The following is a 21,493-nucleotide window of genomic DNA, read 5'->3' on the forward strand; positions in this document are numbered from 1 at the left end:
ACTCCGACCGGACCCTACGTCGCTTCGGCCATTCCCCCTTGATCTCAGGTGCGCGGCGGATCACGCTGCTAGCGCGCGGAATACCATTCCGCAGATTGAAACAGGGAGGAGAGGCCCCATGCCCGAGGCCATCGGATACGAACGCGTTGGAGATATCGTCATTCTGGCGGCCGACAATCCGCCGGTCAATGCGCTGGGTCATGCGGTGCGTCAGGGGCTGGCTGTCGGGCTTGACCGGGCCGAGGCCGAGGGCGCGCGCGGGGTGCTGATCTACGGCACCGGGCGGACCTTTTTCGCCGGGGCCGATATTCGTGAATTCGGCAAGCCCCCGAAGGAACCGCACCTGCCCGAACTGTGCAATCGGATCGAGGCCTCGCCGCTGTTGGTGGTGTCGGCGCTGCACGGCACCGCGCTGGGTGGCGGGCTGGAAGTGGCACTGGCCACCCATTACCGGATCGCGGTGCCGCAGGCCAAGGTTGGCCTGCCCGAGGTGCATCTGGGGATTCTGCCGGGTGCCGGTGGCACCCAGCGCCTGCCGCGTGTGGCGGGGGTAGAGGCGGCGCTTGACATGATCACCACGGGCCGCCATGTGCGCGCCGACGAGGCGCTGCGTCTGGGTGTGATCGACCGCGTCGCCGAGGGCGAGCCGCGCGAAATCGGCCTGAGCTACCTGCGCGAACTGCTGGACGAGGGCGCCCCGCGCCGCCCGGTGGGCGAGATGCCTGCGCCCGCGCCGGTCGATTTCGACGCGATTTATGCGGCGGTGCTGAGAAAGGGCCGCGGCCAGCTGTCGCCCGCCACCGCGGTGCGTGCGGTACAGGCGGCGTGCGAGGCCGAGAGCTTTGCCGCCGGGCTGAAGCGCGAACGCGAGTTGTTCATGGAGCTGATGAACTCGGACCAGCGCGAGGGGCTGATCCATGCGTTTTTCGCCGACCGCGCGGTGGGCAAGCTGCCGGAACTGGAAGGTGTGGCGCCGCGCCCGCTGGCGGCAATCGGGGTCATTGGCGGCGGCACCATGGGCGCGGGCATCGCCACCGCCGCGCTCTTGTCGGGGCTGAGCGTCACCATGCTGGAGATGACGCCAGAGGCCGCCGAGGCCGCCAAGGGCCGGATCGAGGGCAACCTGTCGGGCGCGCTGAAGCGCGGCAAGCTGACGGCGCAGCAATTCGACAACCTGACCACCAAGGCGTTGACGCTGGCCATAGATTACGACGCGCTGGCCGATGCCGATCTGGTGATCGAGGCGGTGTTTGAGGATATGGAGGTCAAGAAACAGGTGTTCACCAAGCTCGACGCCGTGTGCAAACCGGGCGCGGTGCTGGCCTCGAACACCTCGTATCTCGACATCAACCAGATCGCGGCAGTGACCAGCCGTCCGCAGGATGTGCTGGGCCTGCATTTCTTCTCGCCCGCGCATGTGATGAAGCTTTTGGAGGTGGTCATCGCCGACCAGACCGCGCCCGATGTGGCGGCCACCGGCTTTGCGCTGGGCAAGCGGCTGGGCAAGGTCTCGGTCCGGGCCGGGGTCTGTGACGGATTCATCGGCAACCGCATCCTGTCGGTCTATCGTACCTGCGCCGATCACATGATCCTGGACGGGGCCTCGCCCTATCAGATCGACGAAGCGCTGGAAGAGTTCGGATTTGCCATGGGGCCCTTTGCGGTGGCCGACCTGGCGGGGCTGGATATCGGCTGGGCCGTGCGCAAGCGCAAGCGGGCCGAAGGACTGGACCCGCGCGCCCGCGACAGCGCCTATGCCGACAAGCTGTGCGAGGCGGGCCATTTCGGACAGAAGACCGGCAAGGGCTATTACGACTATGCCGCAGGCGCCAAGGCGCGGGTGCCGAATCCCGAGGTGCTGCCGTTGATCGAAGCGGAGCGCGCCCAGCAGGGGATTACCCCGCGTGCGTTCAGCAAGGACGAGATCGTGCGCCGGTACATGGCGGCGATGGTCAACGAGGCCGCCAAGGTGGTGGGCGAGGGCATCGCGCGCCGTCCGCTCGACGTGGATGTGACCCTGCTCTACGGTTACGGCTTTCCGCGCTATCGCGGCGGGCCGCTGAAATGGGCCGACATGCAGGGGCTGCCTGAGTTGCTGGCCGATATCAAACGCTGGGCGGCGGAGGATGCCTATTTCTGGCAACCCGCGCCGCTGCTGGAACAACTGGTGGCCGAGGGCCGCACTTTCGACGATCTGAACAAGGAAGCCGTCTAATGAAACAAGCCGTTATTGTCTCCACCGCCCGGACCGGGCTGGCGAAATCCTTTCGCGGGTCGTTCAACGTGACCCATGGGGCCACCATGGGTGGCCATGCGGTGCAGGCCGCTGTCGCGCGGGCGGGTCTCGATGGTTCGGAGATCGAGGATTGCATCATCGGCTGCGGGTTCCCCGAGGGCGAGACAGGCAGCAACATCGGCCGCCAGATCGCCATTCGCGCGGGCCTGCCGGTGACGGCCTCGGGCATGACAGTGAACCGGTTCTGCTCGTCTGGCCTGCAAACCGTTGCCCTGGCGGCGCAGGCGATCACCGAGGGCGGCTCCGGCCCGATGGTGGCGGGCGGGGTCGAAAGCATCTCGATGGTGCAACCCAAGGCGCGCCCGGCGCCCGAGGCCTGGATTCAGGAGCACAAGCCCGCCATCTACATGGCGATGATCGAGACGGCGGATATCGTGGCACAGCGCTATGGCCTCAGCCGCGCGTATCAGGACGAATACTCGCTGCGCAGTCAGCAGCGCATCGCGGCGGCGCAGGCCGAGGGCAAGTTCGCCGACGAGATTGTGCCGATGCAAACCAAGATGGCAGTGAAGGACAAGGAAAGCGGCGAGGTCTCGATGCACGAGGTCACCGTGGACCGCGACGAATGCAACCGGCCCTCGACCACGCTGGAGGGTCTGGCGGGGCTGGAGCCGGTGCGGGGCGCGGGCAATTTCGTGACCGCCGGCAATGCCTCGCAACTGAGCGACGGTGCCGCGGCGCTGGTGCTGATGGAGGCGGCAGAGGCCGAGCGTCGCGGGCTGGAGCCGCTGGGTGCGTTCAAGGGATTCTGCGTCGCTGGCTGTGAGCCGGACGAGATGGGCATCGGGCCCGTGTTCGCGGTGCCGCGCCTGCTGGAGCGGCATGGGCTCAAGGTCGACGATATCGACCTGTGGGAGCTGAACGAGGCGTTCGCCAGCCAGTGTCTTTACAGCCGCGATAGGCTGGGCATCGACCCGGAGAAATACAACGTGAACGGCGGCTCGATCGCCATCGGCCACCCGTTCGGCATGACCGGGGCCCGGATGACCGGGCATCTGATGCTGGAAGGCAAGCGGCGCGGCGCCAAGCTGGGCGTGGTCAGCATGTGCATTGGCGGCGGCATGGGCGCGGCCGGGCTGTTCGAGATCTTCTGAGCGGGCGTGTGCGTCCGCGCGGGCCATCGAGGCCCGCCCGGACGCGGCCCGGCGCGGGGCGCCGGGCTGAGCCGCCCGAAACGGGCGGCAAGGGAGGAAAGCGGATATGGACCTGAACTACAGCGACGAGGAACTGGCGTTTCGCGCCGAGGTGCGCGCCTTTCTGGCCGAGAACCTGCCGGCGGAGGTCTCGGACAAGGTGCGGCGCGGCATCAGCCTGGGCAAGGAAGGCCACGAGAAATGGCATGCCACGCTGAACGCACGCGGATGGCTGGCCTATAACTGGCCGCGCGAATTTGGCGGGGCCGAGTGGAACGCGGTAGAGCGGCATATCTTTGAAGAGGAATGCGCCGCCGCCTATGCGCCCCGCATTGTCCCCTTTGGCCTGTCGATGCTGGCACCGGTGTTGCAGAAATTCGGCACCAAGGAACAGCAGGACCATTACCTGCCGCGTATCCTGTCGGGCGAGGACTGGTGGTGTCAGGGCTATTCCGAGCCGGGCGCCGGGTCCGATCTGGCCTCGCTGAAAACCCGCGCAGTGCGGGACGGTGACCACTATGTCGTCAACGGGCAGAAGACATGGACGACGCTCGGCCAATACGCCAACTGGATATTCTGCTTGGTGCGTACCGACCCCGAGGCCAAGCAGCAGGAAGGCATCAGTTTCCTGCTGATCGACATGACCACGCCGGGCATCACCGTGCGCCCCATCGTGCTGCTGGATGGCACGCCCGAGGTGAACGAGGTGTTCTTTGACGACGTGCGGGTGCCGGTCGAGAACCTGGTGGGCGAGGAGAACAAGGGCTGGACCTATGCCAAGTACCTGCTGACCCATGAGCGTACCAATATCGCGGGCGTGGGCTTCAGCCAGGCGGGGCTGGACGCGGTCAAGCGCATCGCCCGGATCGAGACGGCCAATGGTCGTCCGCTGATCGAAAACCCGCATTTCGCGGCGCGTCTGGCGCAGATCGAGATCGACCTGATGGCTATGGCCACCACCAACATGCGCATCATCAGCCAGGCTGCCAGCGGTCAGGCGCCGGGCGTCGAAAGCTCGATGCTCAAGGTCAAGGGCACCATCATCCGGCAAGAGATCAACGACCTGACCCGCCGCGCGGTGGGGCCCTATGCGATGCCCTTCGCCTCGGAGGCGATCGAGGGCGACAATGCACCCATCGGCCCCGATTATGCCGGGCCGGTGTCGGCGCAGTATTTCAACAATCGCAAACTGTCGATCTTTGGCGGATCGAACGAGATCCAGCGCGGGATCATCGCCAAGGTCAAGATGGGGGGCTGAGGGACATGGATTTCAACCTGACCGAAGAACGCCAGATGTTGCAGGATACCCTGCGCCGCTATCTGGCGGATCGTTACACGACATCCGTCCGCAACACGATCCTGGACAGTGACAGCGGCATGAGCGCGGATATCTGGGCCGGGCTGGCAGAGCTTGGCGTGATCGGAGCGCTATTCTCGGAGGAGGACGGCGGGTTTGGCGGCGCAGGCTTCGACATCGCCACCGTGTTCGAGGAACTGGGCCGCGCGGGCGTGGTCGAGCCGATGCTGGATAGTGCCATTCTGGGCGGGCGGCTGATCGCGGCGCTGGGCGACGAGGCCCAGCGCGGGCTGCTGGAGGAGATCATCGGCGGGGCGGCGCATCTGGCGCTGGCGCATGGCGAACCCGCCAGCCGCTATGACCTGACACGAGTGGAGACCAGCGCCCGCGTTGACGGCGACGGGATCGTTCTGAATGGTCGCAAGGCGGTGGTGGTGAATGCCGAAGCTGCTGGCCACCTGATCGTCTCGGCCCGCGAAAGCGGCGGGATCTTTGACCTGGACGGTATTTCGCTGTTCCTGGTGCCTGTAGGAACGCCGGGCGTGACGCAACATGGCTATCCGATGTTGGCCGGGGGCCGCGCCGCCGAGGTGACGCTGGACACTGTCCACCTGCCGCAGTCGGCGCGGCTGGGCGCGGCGGGGGAGGGGCTGGCGCCGCTGATGGACGCGATTGCCGCCGCCAATGTGGCGCTCTGCGCCGAATGCGTCGGCGCCATGCAAAGCGCAGTGGAACTGACGCGCGGCTATCTGATGACGCGCAAGCAGTTTGGCCGCCCCATCGGCACGTTCCAGGCGCTGCAACACCGGTTCGCCGATATGCTGATCGAGCTGGAACAGGCGCGCTCGGCCCTGATCAACGCGAGCGGCCACCTGGACAGCGCCGACCGCGACCGCCAGATTGCCGCCGCGCGCAACCTGATCGCGCGAGTGGGCCGATTGGTGGCCGAAGAGGCGATCCAGATGCACGGCGGCATCGCCATGACCCAGGAATACGAGCTGGCCCATATCGCCAAGCGCATCGTGATGGCCGATCACCGGTTCGGAGATGCCGATTACCATCTGGAGCGGTTCATTGCCCTCAGCGCAGCCTGATCCGGCTGGCCCGCGCGTGCGCGCCTCGGGCTGTCAGCAGATGGTCGGGTTCCGCATCGACCTGAGCCATGCGGACGGGCACGCGCGCTGTCACCTCGATATCGGGGCGCAGCATCTGAACTCGCAGGATGTGCTGCATGGCGGCATCATCGCGATGGTGATGGATGTGGCCTGCGGCAACGCTGCCTCGGCCTATTTCGACCGGCAGGAACATCCGCCCGTCGTGACAGTGTCGCTCAACACCAACTATCTGGCGGCGGTGGACCGGGGCCGGGTGACGGGGATCGGGCGTGTCACCGGCGGTGGGCGCAAGCTGGCCTATGTGAACGGAGAGTTGCTGCATGAGGACGGAACCTTGATCGCCACCGCCACCGGGGTTTTCAAGCGTCACCGGCTGGTGCGCTGATGCTGGCCCGCGTGGATGACCGGGGCGACCGGCTGGTTGTGGTCAACATGAACGGCGCCCGGCGCGGCGCGCTGTCGCCCGATCTCTATGCCGCGATTGCCGAGGCAATGGAACAGGCGGCGGACCCGCGCATTCGCGCGGTGATCCTGTCGTCCGAAGGCGGGTTCTTCTGCGCGGGCGGCGATCTGAACGTGCTGATCGAACGGCGCCAGCTGAGCGAGGCAGAACGGCGCGAAAAGGTCGATCTGTTGCACGACCTGATCCGTGCCATCCGCGCCTGTCCGGTACCGGTGATTGCGGCGGTGGAAGGGGGCGCAGCCGGGGCAGGGGCCTCGCTGGCGCTGGCCTGCGACCTGCTGGTGGCGGCCGAGGATGCGAAATTCACCGCCGCTTATGTCAAGGCGGGGCTGGTGCCCGATGCCGGGCTGACCTCGGCCTTGGCGCGGATGCTGCCCCGGCAACTGGCGATGGAGATGTGCCTGCTGGCCCGCCCGGTCACTGCGGCACGCATGGCCGATCTGGGGGTTGTCAATGTGCTCGCCACGCCGGGCGAGGCAGAGACGCAGGCCCATGCGCTGGCCGATGCGCTGGCGCAGGGGCCGCGCGGCGCGCAAGGCGTGATCCGGCGGCTGGTGGCCGAGGCTTATGAGGCGAGCGAGGCGCAGCAACTGGATGCCGAACGCGACGCCATGGCCCGCGCGGCGGGCGGGGACGAGGCCGCCGAAGGCATCGCGGCCTTTTTGGACAAGCGCAAACCCCGGTTCTGACCGGGCAACAGGGGAACAGGCGATGGAGAAATGGCACGACTACCCCGGCGCACAGATCGCCAGCCGCCCCGATGCGCCCGCGTTTTCCGACAGTGGCGGCGCGGACTGGAGCTATGGCGATCTGGACCGCGCCATTTCGGCGCTGGTGGACGTGCTCTCGGCAAAGGGCGTGCACGCCAACGACCGGGTGATGATCCTGGCCGAGAATTGCTGTGCGGTGGTGGCCGCGCTCTTTGCCGCTTCGCGGCTGGGTGCCTGCGCGGTACCGATCAACGCGCGCCAGACCGGGCCCGAGGTGAACAAGATCATCGCCCATACCGAACCCGCCGCGATCCTTTGCGCCTCGGACATTTCGGCGGATGCCGCCGCCCATGCCCCGCGTCTGGACGCGCAGCTGGTCGAGGGCGCCTTTGGCCGGATGCATCTGGCGACACCCCACCCCAGCAAGCCCGATCCGGTGCTGAGCGATGTGGCGGTGATGCTGTTCACCACCGGCACCACCGGCACGCCCAAGGGGGTGATGCTGACCCATGGCAATCTGCTGTTTGGCGGGCGCAGCTCGGCAGAGCTGCGCGGCATGACAACGGATGACGTGATTTATGGCGTGCTGCCGGTGACCCATGTGTTTGGCCTCGCCTCGGTGGTGACGGCGGCCACCTGTATCGGTGCTCCGGTACGGCTCGATGCGCGGTTCACCGCTGCGCGCAGCTACGCGGCGCTGACCTCGGGGGTGACGCTGTTTTCCGCCGTGCCGCAGATGCATGCGCTGTTGATGCAACATGCGCGTGAACAGGGGTATGACCACCTGCCGGGTGGCACGCTGCGCTATACCTCCTCGGGCGCGGCCCCGCTCGACCCCGCATGGAAGCGCAAGGCCGAGGCGTTTTATGGCGTTGCCCTGCAAAACGGGTATGGCCTGACCGAGACCACCGCCGGTGTCTCGGCCACGCGCAATCCGATCGGTCTGCCGGATATCTCGGTCGGCCGCCCCCTGCCGCAGGTCGAGGTACGGCTGGACGAGGCGGTCATCGGCGGCGGCGATGGCGTGGGCGAGGTGCTCACCCGCGGCCCCCATGTGATGAAGGGCTATTACCGCAACCCGCAGGCGACCGAGGCCGCGCTGCACGACGGCTGGTTCCGCACCGGCGATCTGGGCCGCCATGATGCCGAGGGCAACCTGCATATCGCCGGGCGCTGCAAGGAGCTGATCATTCACGGAGGTTTCAACGTCTACCCGCCCGAGGTCGAGGCCGCGCTGAACGATCACCCGCAGGTGATCCAGTCGGCGGTGGTCGGGCGCATGATAGAGGGTGACGAAAAGGTGGTCGCCTTTGTTCAGGTCGCGCCCGCAGATGCGCCCGACCCTGACGAGCTGCGAGCTTTCGCCGCCGCGCGCCTTGCCGGTTACAAGCGCCCCAGCCAGATCGTGCTTGCCACGGCGCTGCCCGCCGCGCCCACCGGCAAGATCCTCAAACACAAGCTGCTCGACCATTTCGCCGATCAACTCGATTGAGCATGGCGACACAGCCAAATGGGCGTCCCTTGCGGGCCGCCCATGCCTCCGGCGGGAGTATTTTGAACCAGAAAGAAGCGCAGGCCGGCGCAGGCCTCCTTCATTTCGCCGCAAATACTCCGGGGGAGGTACGGTTTACCGTGCCGGGGGCAGCGCCCCCTGCGCCGCGCAGCGCGCGGCGCCCGGCCCAACGGGAGGCGGCGTTTTCGTCAGAAAACGCCAACGACGGGCGGGAGCGCGCCGCTTGCCGAGTGGTCAGGCCCAGACGCCTTCGGCGGCGGCGCGGATCTCGGCGATGTTCTGGCCATAAACGCCCGGATTGTCGACCGAGCCGCCGCGGAACACCGCCGAACCCGCGACCAGCACATCGGCCCCGGCCTGTGCCACCAGTGGCGCGGTCTTCGGATCGACGCCGCCGTCGATCTCGATATGCACCGGTCGGTCGCCGATCATCTGACGCAGGCGGGCGATCTTGGCGGTCATGTCGATGAATTTCTGCCCGCCAAAGCCGGGGTTCACCGTCATCACGCAGATCAGATCCGTCAGGTCCAGCAGATGCGCCACCGACTCGGCAGGCGTGCCTGGGTTCAGCGCCACACCCGCCTTCATCCCTGCGCCCCGGATCGCCTGAAGGGTGCGGTGGATATGCGGCCCGGCCTCGATATGCGCGGTCAGAACATCGGCGCCCGCGTCGGCATAGGCGTCGATATAGGGATCGACCGGCGCGATCATCAGATGCACGTCCATCACCGTCTTTACATACGGGCGGAACGCCTTCACCGCCATCGGGCCAAAGGTCAGGTTCGGCACGAAATGGCCGTCCATCACGTCCACATGCACCCAATCGGCGCCCTCGGCCTCGATGGCGCGGATCTCGGCGCCGAAATTGGCGAAATCGGCGGACAGGATCGACGGGGCGATCTTGATCTTGCGGTCAAAGCTCATGGCGGCCTCACGGTGGATTGCAGAGTCGCCCGCCCTATACAGGCTCTGGCCCCCGATGGGTAGGGTCCGACGCCCGTTGCCAGGCGGGGTGCGTTACAAAACTTTCACCCCGCTGACACATGGGTTTCGTCTGGCGGGCATAGCACCCCCCCTCAGCAAGACCGGGGGAAACACGTGCTGCGGATTGACAAACTGACCAAGCGTTTCGGCGACAATATTGCGGTGAATGCCGCGACGCTGGACGTGGACAAGCCCTGCATGATCGGCATCATCGGTCGCTCGGGCGCGGGGAAATCGACGCTGTTGCGGATGATCAACCGGCTGAGCGACGCCACTGATGGCCGCATCCTGTTTGAGGATCGCGACGTGACCCGCCTGCGCGGGGCCGAGAAACGGGCCTGGCAAGCGCAATGCGCGATGATCTTTCAGCAGTTCAACCTGGTGCCGCGCATGGATGTGGTCTCGAACGTGCTGCACGGCACGCTCAACCGCCGCTCGACGCTGGCGACCATGTTCAACCTCTACCCGACCGAGGATATCCACCGCGCCATCGACATTCTCGACCGGCTCGGCATCGCGGCCCATGCGGCAAAGCGGGCCGAGGCGCTGTCGGGCGGCCAGCAACAGCGCGTCGCCATCGCCCGCGCCCTGATGCAGGACCCGGCGATCATCCTGGCCGATGAACCCATCGCCTCGCTCGACCCGATGAACGCGCAGGTGGTGATGCAGGCCCTGCGCCGCATCCACGAAGAGGACGGCCGCACCGTCATCGCCAACCTGCATACGCTCGACACCGCGCGCCGCTATTGCGACCGCGTGGTCGGCATGCGCGACGGGCGCATCGTGTTCGACGGGTTGCCCGAACAGCTCACCACCGGTGTCGCGCGCGAGATCTATGGCGCCGATGCCAGCTTTTCCGAGGCCGCGACCTCGACCGAGATCGACACGCTTGATGCGGCGCTGCCGGCGCGTCAGCGCGCCGGGGCCACGGCCTGACCCTATCCACCCCGATCCCGGCCTTGGGATGGGCCGGACCAACCAACCGGAGAGACCAAAGATGAAGAAGTTTGTTGCCGTTCTGGCGGCCACCACCGCCCTTGCCACCCCGGCGCTGGCGCAGGAGATCACCGAATTCCGCATCGGCATCCTCGGCGGCGAAAACGCCCAGGACCGTCTGAACTCCAACGAATGCCTGCGCGAAAAGGCCGAGGATCTGCTGGGTGTCGAAACCAAGCTGTTCGCCCCCGCCGACTATAACGGCGTCATTCAGGGCCTCTTGGGCGGCACCATCGACATGGCCTGGCTGGGCGCCTCGGGCTATGCCAAGACCTATCTGAGCGACCCCGAAGCGGTCGAGCCGATCCTGGTCAAGGTCAACAACGATGGCGGCTATGGCTATTACTCGATCGGCTTCGCCCGCAAGGACAGCGGTATCACCTCGCTGGCCGACATGAAGGGTAAGGTGTTCGGTTTTGGCGATCCGAACTCGACCAGCGGCTTCCTGATCCCCTCGATCGAGATCCCGCAGGAAACCGGCGCCACCATGACCTCGGGCGATTATTTCGGCGAGGTCAAGTTCACCGGTGGCCACGAGCAGACCATCGTTGCGGTCGGCAATGGCGAAGTTGACGGCGGCGTGACCTGGGCCGACGGTCTGGGCGCATGGGAAGACGGGTTCAACTCGGGCGCGCTGCGCAAGGCGGTCGATGCCGGTCTGGTCGACATGAACGATCTGGTGCAGATCTGGCAGTCGAAACCCATCCCCGAAGGCCCGTTTGTCGTCCGCAAGGCGCTGCCCGCCGATGTAAAGGTCAAGATGACCGGCCTGCTGGCCTCGCTCAAGTCGATGGACGAGGACTGCGCCTATGGCGTGCTGCAGGGCGATGCCAAGGGCTTCATGCCGATCACCCATGACGCCTATGAGGTGATCATCGAGGCGCGCAAGCTGAAGTCGAACTGATCCGGGTTCATCCTCAAGGCGGGGTCCGCGCACAGCGGGCCCCGTTCCTGCATCGGGAGCATTCCATGACAGACCTGACCGCCGGGCAAGGCGAGCTTGCCCGCATCCGCGAGGACTATACCGCGCTCACGCAGCGCAAACGGGTCTATGGCGGTATCCTCCTGATCCTCTTCGTCTCTTTAATGGCGGCGGGGTTTCACACCGCCGACGACCGCAACGCGGGCGGGTTCGTCGATGGCTGGCGGCGCATCTTCGACTATCCGGCCGAGGTGCTGTCTGAGGCGCTGGAGAAATCGGCGCAGCTGCCCGGCCATCTGGTGCATTTCCTGCCCGCGCTGGTCGAGACGCTGAACATCGCCGCCGCCGCCACCCTGATCGGCACGCTTGGCGGCACCGCTCTGGCGCTCCTCTCGACGCGCGGTCTGGCCTATTGGCCGCGCCTCATCCCACTTTTCCGCCGCATCGCCGATATCTGCCGCGCGGTGCCCGAGATCGTCATCGCGCTGGTGCTGATCTTTGTGCTGGGCGGCGGCCCGGTGCCCGCGATGATCGCCATCGCCATCCACACCGCCGGGGCGCTGGGCAAGCTCTTCTCCGAGGTTGCCGAGAATGTCTCGCTGAAACCGGTCGAGGGGCTGGAATCGACCGGCGCCAACTGGGCGCAGCGGATGTATCTGGGCGTGATCCCGCAAGTGGGCCCCAACTTCGTCAGCTACGCGCTGTTGCGCTTCGAGATCAACATCCGCGCCTCGGCCATCCTGGGTTTTGTGGGCGCGGGCGGCATCGGCTATGAGCTGCGCAACGCGATGTCCTGGGGGCAGGGGCGTTACGACGAGGCGGCGGCGATCTTCCTTCTTCTCTTTGTCACCATCGTCGCGGTGGATCAGATCTCGGACCGCCTGCGCGCCCGGCTGACCCATGGCGCCCGGGCAGGAGCCACGGCATGAGCACCGCCACCACCGATCTGGAATTGAACCATCTGAAAGAGCGGGCCGATGGCCTGTTCGCCCGCAAGCGGCTGCTGGCCCTTGGCCTGCCGGCGCTGGTGCTGGCCTATCTGGCCTATATCTTCTTTGCTTTCGACATGCCGGGGCTGGCCGCGCGGGCCAATTGGGACAACGGCCGCACGCTGGTTGCCGACAGCTACAGCTACAAGACCCATGTCACCCGCGACAACCGCACGGGCGACGTGTCGGTCGCGGTCGAGGGCGAGCGCAAGGGGAGCTATCCCGAAGGCACCGGACCCGGCTGGGTCGCCTTGGGCGAGACCACGGTGATCGACCTTAAGGACGGCCATGTCGTCCGCTTCGGCCCCGAAACCGTGGAATACGACATTCCCGGTTACGGCACCCTGCGCGCCACCCCGACTCGGGGTCAGGGCGTGGTGACCGAACTGCCGCCGGGCGCGTTGCCCGACTGGATCAACATGTCGAAGAACCGCATCACCGTCACCACCGAGGCCGGGCGCCTGACGGTGACCCGCAACCGCTCGGAAGTGTTCCGCTATTTCACCGGGTGGGAGCTGTTCTGGTTCACCCTCGACAGCCCTTATCACGGCCTGTCCCCCGCCGAACTGGCCCGCCGCGCGACACAGGGCGAGGCCGGGGCGATCTGGCACGATTTCTGGAACAACAACATGTGGCGGCATGGCGATGTGGCCTGGGCCATTGGCGAGACCATCCTGATGGCCTTTCTCGGCACCTTCGGCGCGGCCATCATCGCCCTGCCGCTGGCCTTTCTCGCCGCGCGCAACTTCAATCCGCTGGCGCCGTTCCGCTTTGCGGTGCGCCGCGTCTTTGACTTTGTGCGCGGGGTCGATGCGCTGATCTGGACCGTGGTGCTGGCCCGCGCCTTCGGCCCCGGCCCGCTGACCGGCGCGCTGGCGATCCTGGTCACCGATAGTGGCACCTTCGGCAAGATCTTCTCCGAAGCGCTGGAAAACGTCGATGACAAGCAGATCGAGGGTGTGCAATCCACCGGTGCCAATGCCGCGCAACGCTACCGCTTTGGCGTGATCCCGCAGATCACCCCGGTGCTGCTCAGCCAGGTGCTCTATTTCCTCGAATCCAATACCCGCAGCGCCACCATCATCGGCGCCATCACCGGCGGCGGCATCGGCCTGCTTCTGACCCAGGCGATCATCACCCAGAAGGATTGGGAAGAGGTCGCCTATTACATCCTGCTGATCGTGCTGATGGTGATGCTGATGGACTGGCTTTCGGGTTGGCTGCGCGCCCGCCTGATCCGCGGCGGGTCGGACAAGCCGCGCAAAACGCGCACCGCCCCCCAGCCCGATCCGTTTCTGTTACCTTGATCCCCGCAAGGACCCGACCCAATGGCCCGTCTAAGCGCCGACACCCCCTTTGTTCATCCCGGTTGCCAGATCACCGACAGCAGCTTTGGCGCCTTTGTCGAGATCGGCGCCAATAGCCGCGTCGCCAACAGCACATGGGGCGATTACAGCTATTGCGACCGCACCTGCGACATCGCCAATGCCCGAATCGGCAAGTTCGCCAATATCGCCAGCTTCACCCGCATCGGCGCCACCGATCACCCGATGGAAAAGGCTTCGCTGCATCATTTCCACTATCGCTCGGCCGATTACTGGGACGATGCCGAACACGATGCCGACTGGTTCGCGCACCGCGCCGGTCGCACCGCCACCATCGGCCATGATACCTGGATCGGTCACGCCGCCATCATCAAGCCCGAGGTCACCATCGGCCATGGCGCGGTGATCGCCTCGGGCAGTATCGTGACCAAGGATGTGGCGCCCTATACCATCGTCGGCGGCAATACCGCGGGCCTCATTCGCCGCCGCTACCCCGAGGATGTGGCCGAACGGATGATGGCGCTGGCCTGGTGGGACTGGGACCATGCCCGCCTGCGCGCCGCGCTGCCCGATTTCCGCAGTCTGCGGGCCGAGGAATTCCTGGAGAAATACCTCTGACTTCAAAGGCTGGTCCCTGCCCGCTTGGCGCTCCCCGGCTGCTGGACTATGCAGGGGGAAACAAGGAAGAGGGTGACATGGGCCGGGACTGGATCGCACTGGATTGGGGGATGACCGCACGGCGCATTTGGGTGATGCGTGGGCGCGATCCGCTGGACGAGATTGTCGAAACCGGCCCGCGCGCGCCCGACCGGGCGGCGATCCTGTCGCTGGTGGCGGGGCGTCATGCCGGGCAGGGGGTGCCGGTCGTGGCCTGTGGCCCGCTTGGCCCGGTGCGCGAAACGGTGCCCTGCGCGCCGCTTTCGGGCGGGCTCTGGCAGATCGATCTTGGCGATCCGCGCGTTCTGCTGCATGCGGTGCCGGGCCTGGCCCAGACCGAACCGGCCGACATGATGCAGGGCGACGAGACGCGGATCGCGGGGTTTCTGGCGCTCAACCCGGATTGGGACGGGGTGATCTGCCTGACCGGCGAGACCAGCCGCTGGGCGCATGTGAGCGCCGGTGAGGTTGTCAGTTTCCGCAGTTTCCTGTCGGGCGCCATGCTGGCGGCCTTGGCCGGGGGAACGGTCCTGGGGCGCTGGCTGGCTGCGCCGGATCTGGACAAGACCGCGTTTGAGGCGGCCGTTGCCGATGGCCTGTCGCGCCCCGAACAGATGTTGGCCCGGCTCTGGAGCGCCCATGCCGCCGCCACCCTGCAGGGGCTGCCCGCAGGCATCGCCCGCGCCCGCATTCTGGGCGGGCTGATCGGCGCGGAACTGGCCGCGACCCGCCCGTTCTGGCTGGGCCAGCAGCTGGCGGTGATGGGAGAGGGCGAGATGCCCCGCCTCTATGTCGATGCGCTGGGTGCACAGGGGGCACCCGCCACCCAGGCCGATGCGGCGCGGATGACGCGCGCGGGGCTGGTCGCGGCCTGGGGCGCAATGACCGCTTGAGGCATGGCGGGGATGCAGGCAAACAGGCAAACAGACGTCACGAGCGAGAGGGCAGGATGAGCTTCAGCACCGAAATCGAAGTCCGGTTCAAGCATTGCGACCCGGCGGGCATCGTGTTCTTTCCACGCTACTTCGAGATGATCAACGACGTGGTCGAAGACTGGTTCGCCAACGACCTTGGTTGCCCCTTCCACGAACTGGTCAAGGAAAATGGCGCGCCGACGGCGCAGATACAGGCGCGTTTCACCGCGCCCTCGCTGCATGGCGATGTGCTGAGCTTTCGGCTGACACCCACCCGGATCGGCAATTCGAGCCTCGATTATGATCTGACAGCCCATTGCGGCGATGAATTGCGCCTAAGGGCGACGGCGACGCTGGTGCATGTGGCCCGGCTGGGCCGGTCACAGCCCTGGCCCCAGGCCATCCGCGAGCGTGTCGCGGCTCAGATCGACAGCGCCTGAGCAGCCAACCCGGGCAGGGCCGCGTAATCGGCAAAGGCCGCCCGATGCGGCAGCTCGGCCACCGGGCGCTTGCGATAGCCTTGGGTGAACAGCAGAAACGGGATGCCGGCGTTCTGTGCGGTCTCGGCGTCGACCTCGCTGTCCCCAACAAAGAGGCGCGGCAGATCGGGCAGGGCGGCAAAACTGGCCTGCAGCATCTGGGGGTCGGGCTTGCGTGTGGGCAGGCTGTCACCGCCGATCACCACGTCAAAGAAACCGGCAAGCCCGAGATCGGCCAGAACATGGCGCGCGGGCTCTTCGGGCTTGTTGGTGCAGATGCCCATAACGGCGCCTTGCGATTTCAACAGGTCGAGCGCCTCGATCACGCCGGGATAGGGGCGCGTCAGCGCAGAGGCGGCCCGGTTGTACTCGGCCAGCGTCGTGGCGGTCAGCGCGTCATGGCGCGCCATGTCCAGCCCCAGATGGTCGATGACCCGGGCGACCAGATGCGGCAGCCCATTGCCGACAAAAGAGGTGACGGTGGCCAGATCGAGCGCGGCCTGACCCTCACCCGCAAGCATTCGGTTCACGGCGGCGGTGATGTCGGGCGCGCTGTCCACCAGCGTGCCGTCAAGATCGAAGACTAGGGCAAGGGGCATGGGCAAACTCCGGCTGTGCCCCGATCCCTGTCAGAGCGCGGAGGTGACGGCAAGCCCATATGCGCGGTTCTGACGAACCGCCCATGCCTCCGGCGGAGGTATTTTTGAACAGAAGAAAGGGTTTGTTAACGTTAATGCGCCAGTTTGACGGGGCGGTACAGGCGGAGGCGCCGATGGCCGTAACAGGAGAAGGCCCCCTGCCATGCGCGGGGGGCTGACTTCTTTTGCTCCCGGTCTTCTTCTGTTTCAAAATACCTCCGCCGGAGGCAGTCCGCGCAGCGGGCTTTGTCGCGCTCACCCCTCCAGCGGGACGAACCTGTAGCCGTCTTCGGCCGCTTCCACATGTCCCATGCCCCCCTCGGGCAAGTGATAGCCGATCATGGTCATGTGTTCGGAGGCAAGGCGCTGCATCAGGCGGACCCGGGTCTCGGCCCCCATCTCGAGGTCCTGATCCGCGCCCGAAGGCCAGTGCGGTCGGGCAAAGGCCAGGTGATGATTGCCGATCGCGTCTCCCACCACCATCAGCGCCGCGTCGCCTGCGCGGATCTCGAAGGACATGTGCCCGGGTGTGTGGCCGAAACTTGCCACCGCCGCAACGCCGGGCAGGATCTCGTCCCCATCCTCGAAGGTCTCGAGGGTTTCCAGCGCCTCCAGCCGCCGCGCGGCGCCCACGGCGAAAGAGGCCCGGTCGGCGCCGATCTGATCGACAGTTTCCGGGTCGAGCCAGTAATCCCGTTCGACCCGCCCGATCAGGTGGCGGGCATTTGCGAACAGCGGATCGTCGAAATCGTCGAGCACGCCCCAGAGATGGTCCGGATGGCCATGGGTGAACACCACGTCGGTGATATCGTCGGGGGCAAGGCCGATGGCGTCCAGCGCGTCGACAAGGTCACCAGCGCTGTCCTGAAAGCTCGTACCGGACCCTGCGTCGAACAGGATGTTGCGCCCCTCGCTCTGCATCAGTGTGATATTGCAATCGGGCCGCAGCGTCGCGCCTTCCAGCCCATAGCGCGCCCGTAATGGCGCCAGATCTTCCTGCGGCATCGGGTCGAACAGGAAACCGGCCGGCAGGACCAGATGGCCATCCGACAGGCTGGTGATGCGCGCGGCGCCGATGCTTGTCTCGGTCGCCGACCACAGCCGCAGCGGGGTAGTGGCGGTCAGGGCAATGCCGGCGCCGAGCCGGCCGAGCAGGGTGCGTCTGGTCAGGGTCATGAAGGTCTCCTCTGAATATATTCTGACATTCACGGACGTGAATTACAATTGGTGAGATTGGCGAGTGCAGAGCGACTTGACAAAGGCGACAAAAATAGTCAGGTTTAAGGCGCGCGCAGCCACCGGAGTCTCCGTCAGCCAGCGATCCAGAGCGACCCCATTTGCCGATACGGAGACAGTGACATGACGATCCACAGCGCCACCCCCACCGCCGATCCGGCGTTCCAGATCCTGCCCTCGCACAAGGCCGAGGAGCTGACCAAGGGCGGCAATCTTGCCCATATCCGGCTGGGCGACCAGCTTTACACCCTGCGCATCACCCGCGCGGGCAAGCTGATCCTGACGAAATGAGCGCGGCGGTACATCGCGGCGGCGCTGCCGTCGGGCATCTGGCCGATCTGCCCACGCTCGAGGCCTCGGCGGTGCATTGCCTGCGTTTGTGGAGCGATGCGACCGAAGGGCGCGCGGCGCTGCCCGAGGGACGCTCGGCCGAGTTGTTGAAACAGATTTGCGGGCTTTGCGCCTCTTACGGGCGGCGCCCGTTGATGCGGCATGGTCTTGGTTGCGCCTGTCTCGGCGCGGACGAAGCCTGTTTCGCCCATATGGTGGCCGCGGCTGCCACCGGCGCGCGCGAGGACGCGCTGATGCTGGCCGCGCTGATCGTGCGGCCCGATCTGGCCCCGGCACTGGTGGCGCTGAGCGAACAGCTGGGTCTGGCGCTGCACCGCCGACCGATGGTCGGGGCGGCGCAGTATCGCACGTTAGAGAGCCGGGCAGGGCGCTTGCACTAGCCCGCTAGCAGCAGCCACAGCCCGTATGGTGATGATCGTGATCGCAGGCAGGGGCGGGCGCCCAGTCGCCCACTTCGGCCAGTACCTCGCGCAGCGCCCACAGGATCATGTCCACATCCTCGGCCTCGATGGTCAGGGGGGGGCGGATCTTCAGGATGTTGTCCTTGGGCCCTTCGCTGCCGATCAGGATGCGGTGGTCGCGCATCCTGTTCTTGACGTATCGGCAGATCTCGGTCCCCTCGGATCCGTCCGGGTTGATCAGCTCGACCCCCAGGAACAGCCCCATACCGCGCACATCGCCGACACAGCCAAATTCACCCTCCAGAACGCGCAAACCGGTCATCAGCCGCTCGCCCATCAGGCGCGCGTTTTCCTGCAGGCCCTCGTCATCGACGATATCCAGCACCTCCTTGCCGATCCGGCAGGACAGGGTCGAGCCGCCAAAGGTCGAAAAATACTCGATCCCGTTGTCGAAACTTTGAGCGATCGCCTTCGTCGTCACCAGCACGCCCAGCGGATGGCCGTTGCCGATGGGCTTGCCCATCACCACGATATCGGGCTCGGCGCCCTGATGTTCAAAACCGAAGTAGTAGTCACCGAGCCGCCCCAGGCCGGTCTGCACCTCGTCGGCGATGCAGACCCCGCCCGCCGCGCGGATCTTGTCATAGACCGCCGCCAGATAGCCCTTGGGCGGGATAATCTGGCCGCCGACGCTGGGAAAGGTTTCGGCGATGAAACCGGCGACGCCGTGGCCCATTTCCTGCAACCGGGCGATGGCGGGGTCCACAAAATCCGCGAATTTTGTGGCCCGTTCCGCATCGTCGCGCCTGAAACTGCCGCGATAGTCGTCGGCCACCTCGACCAGTTCGACCCAATCGGCCTGACCCACGCCGCCCGGCTTGTTGAACTTGTAGGCCGAGATGGCAATCGCGCCGGTGGTATTGCCGTGATAGCCGTGATCGGGCGTCACCATGCCCATGTTGCCTGTATGCGCCCGCGCCAGACGCAGCGCCAGCTCGTTGGCCTCGGTCCCCGAGTTGACGAAGAAACAGACCTCGAACCGCGCGGGCAGTTTCGACAGCACCTTTTCGGCGAAGGCCAGTTGCGCCGGATGCAGATAGCGGGTGTTCGAATTCATCCGCTGCAGCTGATCTGCCGCCACCGCCTGAATACGGGGATGGGCATGGCCCACATGCGGGACGTTGTTATAGGCGTCCAGATAGGGGCGGCCCCATTCGTCGAACAGGTGATGTTTCCAGCCGCGCACCAGCATCACCGGATCGTCATAGGTCAGCGACAGGTTGCCGCCGAAATGCGCCCGCCGCCCGGCCAGCACGGCGGCCTTGTCGCTGGGGCGATAGAACACCTTGTCATCGGGCAGGTTCAACAGCGCCGCCGGGTTCGGGCAGACCGCATGCCACAGGTCCATCTCGTCCGGGTCGCCGACGCCAGGCCAGTCGGTCTCCATGCCCTGCGTCGTCAGGGCCAGCTGGAAGTGAACATGCGGCGCCCAGCCGCCATTCTGGCCGGCATCGCCCAGCCGGGCAAAGCCCGCGCCCTGCGCCACCGGGTCGCCCGGTTTCAGGCGGTCGCAGACCTCGGGGTCGAGATGGCCGTAAAGCGTATAGAAGGCATCGCCCTGCGGCGTTTCGTGATGCAGGATCACCACGCCGCCATAGTCCAGATGCCCGGTGCGGTTCTCCACCGCCTCGACCCGCCCGCTGAGCGGCGCGTGCAGCACGGTCCCGGCCGGTGCGAACACATCCACCGCCAGATGCACGGTGCGCCGGTCGCTGGCCTTCCACGGCCCCTTGCGAAAACCCGGTTCGGCATAGATCAGGCGCGGTTCGTTGTAATAGCCCAGCCACAGGCCGGTGCCGAATTCCTCGCCCACCCGCGCGGCTTCCTCTATGGGCATGTGAAACGGGTTCTGCGGCCAGGTCGAATTCTCGACCGACAGCGAACCCATCGGTGCCTCGCCCAGATCGGTGCCGAACATGGCGGCGAACCGGCCCCGGTTCTGGTTCAGATAGGCATGCACCCGCTCGGCCCCGTCGGTCACCGGCAAGCCGCAGGCCACCCGCAGCCGCGCCGCCATCAGCCCGCCATTGACCGAAGCGTTTTCCAGGAACCGCCAGGCGGGGGCCTGGCTGATCGTCACATAGGGGTCGTCCGGGTTCTGGGCCGCCATCAGGGTCGAGTTCACCACCGATACCGCCAGCCGCATTCGGAGAAGCGGCCAGATCAGGTCCACCTCGGCCGCGCTCAACCGGTTGGCCGCGTGATAGCCGCGCACCAGCGCCGCCAGCGCGCGCTCGGGCTTGGGATGGTCCAGCACCACATAGGCCCCGGCAATCGCCAGGTCGCACACGCGGGGCGCTGCGCACATGTCGCCCAGGTCGATCAGGCCCGAGACCCGGCGGGTCTCGTCCAGCCCGCCCTTGACCAGGATGTTGTAATCGTTGACGTCATTGTGGATCGCCTGAACCGGCAGGGCGGCCAGCCGGTCGCGCAGTCCGGAGAACTCCGCCGCGATTTCCCTCAGCAGTGCCCGCCGTGCCGGATCGGCAATCGCCTGCAACTCGGCACCGATCCAGCCCGCCTGCATCAGGTTCCATTTGAAGTTGCGCGCCAGCCCGTCATGCGCAAACCCCTCCAGCGCCCGGTCGGTGGCCCCCAGCACCCGGCCGAGTTTCAGGATCAGCTCTTCGGAATGCGGCTTGGCCCGCGCATAACAGCGCCCCGGCAAACGCTCGAGCAGCCAGGCCAGGCGCGGCGCGCCCGCCTCATCCGCGATCTCGGGCAGCATCGCGCCATCGAGCGCGGCAAACACCTTGGGAAAGGGCAGGCCCGGCGCCACCTCGGCGATGTGATCCAGCGCGGCGACCTGCATCTCTACCAGCCCTGCCTCGCAGCCGGGCCGCATCACCTTCAGCACATAATCTTGCCCGTTGCGGGCCCGGGCCAGAAAGTTCAGGTCATATTCGCCATCGAGCCGTTCCAGAACCGCCTCGATCCCCCAATGCACCCGCAGGGCCTCTGCCCAGAACTCTGTCAGCACCGCCGTTCTCCCATCACATTCGTGCCGAGGCGGC

General features: G+C 66.4%; 20 protein-coding genes. 16 read left to right on the plus strand and 4 right to left on the minus strand.

The annotated features are described in order from the left end of the window. Positions 1-118 precede the first annotated feature (118 nt). From SPO_RS03895 to SPO_RS03925, 7 genes are all read left to right on the plus strand, one after another. On the plus strand, positions 119-2,215 hold the full coding sequence (locus tag SPO_RS03895; protein WP_011046521.1) for a 3-hydroxyacyl-CoA dehydrogenase NAD-binding domain-containing protein: 2,097 nt from the start codon (positions 119-121) through the stop codon (positions 2,213-2,215). Continuing rightward, the gene (locus tag SPO_RS03900) at positions 2,215-3,390 is read left to right on the plus strand and encodes an acetyl-CoA C-acyltransferase (RefSeq protein WP_011046522.1); all 1,176 of its coding nucleotides are present in this window, start codon (positions 2,215-2,217) and stop codon (positions 3,388-3,390) included. The genes SPO_RS03895 and SPO_RS03900 overlap by 1 nt, the downstream gene beginning before the upstream one ends. Before the next feature lie 106 nt (positions 3,391-3,496). Further along, positions 3,497-4,687, plus strand: coding sequence for an acyl-CoA dehydrogenase family protein (locus tag SPO_RS03905; RefSeq protein ID WP_011046523.1), 1,191 nt, complete (start codon positions 3,497-3,499; stop codon positions 4,685-4,687). 5 nt (positions 4,688-4,692) lie between these two features. Beyond that, a complete protein-coding gene (locus tag SPO_RS03910; RefSeq protein ID WP_011046524.1) occupies positions 4,693-5,820 on the plus strand; it encodes an acyl-CoA dehydrogenase family protein in 1,128 nt (375 codons plus the stop codon). Between the two features lie 16 nt (positions 5,821-5,836). Continuing rightward, positions 5,837-6,226 carry a PaaI family thioesterase gene (locus tag SPO_RS03915; protein WP_230981770.1) on the plus strand — a complete coding sequence of 130 codons (390 nt, stop codon included), beginning with the start codon at positions 5,837-5,839 and terminating at the stop codon, positions 6,224-6,226. Next, a complete protein-coding gene (locus tag SPO_RS03920) occupies positions 6,226-6,993 on the plus strand; it encodes an oxepin-CoA hydrolase, alternative type (RefSeq protein WP_011046526.1) in 768 nt (255 codons plus the stop codon). The genes SPO_RS03915 and SPO_RS03920 overlap by 1 nt, the downstream gene beginning before the upstream one ends. Positions 6,994-7,015: 22 nt before the next feature. After that, positions 7,016-8,506 (plus strand): class I adenylate-forming enzyme family protein, encoded by a 1,491-nt coding sequence (locus SPO_RS03925; protein WP_011046527.1) that lies wholly within the window; start codon positions 7,016-7,018, stop codon positions 8,504-8,506. A 255-nt stretch (positions 8,507-8,761) separates the two neighbouring features. Here the strand turns inward: SPO_RS03925 and rpe are convergent, their stop codons facing one another. After that, complete coding sequence (gene rpe, locus SPO_RS03930; protein WP_011046528.1) at positions 8,762-9,451, minus strand: ribulose-phosphate 3-epimerase; 690 nt, start codon at positions 9,449-9,451, stop codon at positions 8,762-8,764. A gap of 174 nt (positions 9,452-9,625) precedes the next feature. Here rpe and phnC point away from each other — a divergent pair, with 174 nt between their 5' ends. The 7 genes from phnC to SPO_RS03965 all read left to right on the plus strand — a co-directional run bounded on the left by phnC (position 9,626) and on the right by SPO_RS03965 (position 15,754). Then, positions 9,626-10,447 (plus strand): phosphonate ABC transporter ATP-binding protein, encoded by an 822-nt coding sequence (gene phnC, locus SPO_RS03935; protein WP_011046529.1) that lies wholly within the window; start codon positions 9,626-9,628, stop codon positions 10,445-10,447. 61 nt (positions 10,448-10,508) lie between these two features. Continuing rightward, a complete protein-coding gene (gene phnD / locus SPO_RS03940; protein WP_044027908.1) occupies positions 10,509-11,411 on the plus strand; it encodes a phosphonate ABC transporter substrate-binding protein in 903 nt (300 codons plus the stop codon). Positions 11,412-11,476: 65 nt separating this feature from the next. Then, positions 11,477-12,358, plus strand: a complete 882-nt coding sequence (gene phnE / locus SPO_RS03945) for a phosphonate ABC transporter, permease protein PhnE (RefSeq protein WP_011046531.1) — start codon at positions 11,477-11,479, stop codon at positions 12,356-12,358. Further along, a complete protein-coding gene (phnE, locus tag SPO_RS03950) occupies positions 12,355-13,725 on the plus strand; it encodes a phosphonate ABC transporter, permease protein PhnE (protein ID WP_011046532.1) in 1,371 nt (456 codons plus the stop codon). The genes phnE (SPO_RS03945) and phnE (SPO_RS03950) overlap by 4 nt, the downstream gene beginning before the upstream one ends. Before the next feature lie 21 nt (positions 13,726-13,746). Beyond that, entirely contained in the window at positions 13,747-14,361 is a 615-nt protein-coding gene (locus SPO_RS03955) for a chloramphenicol acetyltransferase (protein ID WP_011046533.1), read from the plus strand. Positions 14,362-14,438: 77 nt separating this feature from the next. Next, entirely contained in the window at positions 14,439-15,293 is an 855-nt protein-coding gene (locus SPO_RS03960) for a 2-dehydro-3-deoxygalactonokinase (protein WP_011046534.1), read from the plus strand. A 56-nt stretch (positions 15,294-15,349) separates the two neighbouring features. Beyond that, positions 15,350-15,754 (plus strand): acyl-CoA thioesterase, encoded by a 405-nt coding sequence (locus SPO_RS03965; RefSeq protein ID WP_011046535.1) that lies wholly within the window; start codon positions 15,350-15,352, stop codon positions 15,752-15,754. Here SPO_RS03965 and gph read toward each other — a convergent pair. Next, complete coding sequence (gph, locus tag SPO_RS03970) at positions 15,736-16,392, minus strand: phosphoglycolate phosphatase (RefSeq protein WP_011046536.1); 657 nt, start codon at positions 16,390-16,392, stop codon at positions 15,736-15,738. The two genes, SPO_RS03965 and gph, sit on opposite strands and share 19 nt — an antisense overlap. A gap of 294 nt (positions 16,393-16,686) precedes the next feature. Beyond that, positions 16,687-17,607: an MBL fold metallo-hydrolase gene (locus tag SPO_RS03980; protein ID WP_011046537.1), complete on the minus strand. Its 921-nt coding sequence runs from the start codon at positions 17,605-17,607 to the stop codon at positions 16,687-16,689. A 183-nt stretch (positions 17,608-17,790) separates the two neighbouring features. On the opposite strand from SPO_RS03980, the gene hemP reads away from it, so the two are divergent. Together hemP and SPO_RS03985 are read left to right on the plus strand one after the other, a co-directional pair. Continuing rightward, positions 17,791-17,958, plus strand: coding sequence for a hemin uptake protein HemP (gene hemP, locus SPO_RS22400; RefSeq protein ID WP_011046538.1), 168 nt, complete (start codon positions 17,791-17,793; stop codon positions 17,956-17,958). Then, the gene (locus SPO_RS03985; protein WP_011046539.1) at positions 17,955-18,398 is read left to right on the plus strand and encodes a hypothetical protein; all 444 of its coding nucleotides are present in this window, start codon (positions 17,955-17,957) and stop codon (positions 18,396-18,398) included. Before hemP ends, SPO_RS03985 begins: the two co-directional genes overlap by 4 nt. A 4-nt stretch (positions 18,399-18,402) precedes the next feature. Here SPO_RS03985 and SPO_RS03990 read toward each other — a convergent pair whose 3' ends face one another. Next, positions 18,403-21,459 (minus strand): aminotransferase class III-fold pyridoxal phosphate-dependent enzyme, encoded by a 3,057-nt coding sequence (locus SPO_RS03990; RefSeq protein ID WP_011046540.1) that lies wholly within the window; start codon positions 21,457-21,459, stop codon positions 18,403-18,405. Positions 21,460-21,493: the final 34 nt, after the last annotated feature.

The organism is Ruegeria pomeroyi DSS-3, assembly GCF_000011965.2.
GTDB lineage: Bacteria > Pseudomonadota > Alphaproteobacteria > Rhodobacterales > Rhodobacteraceae > Ruegeria_B > Ruegeria_B pomeroyi.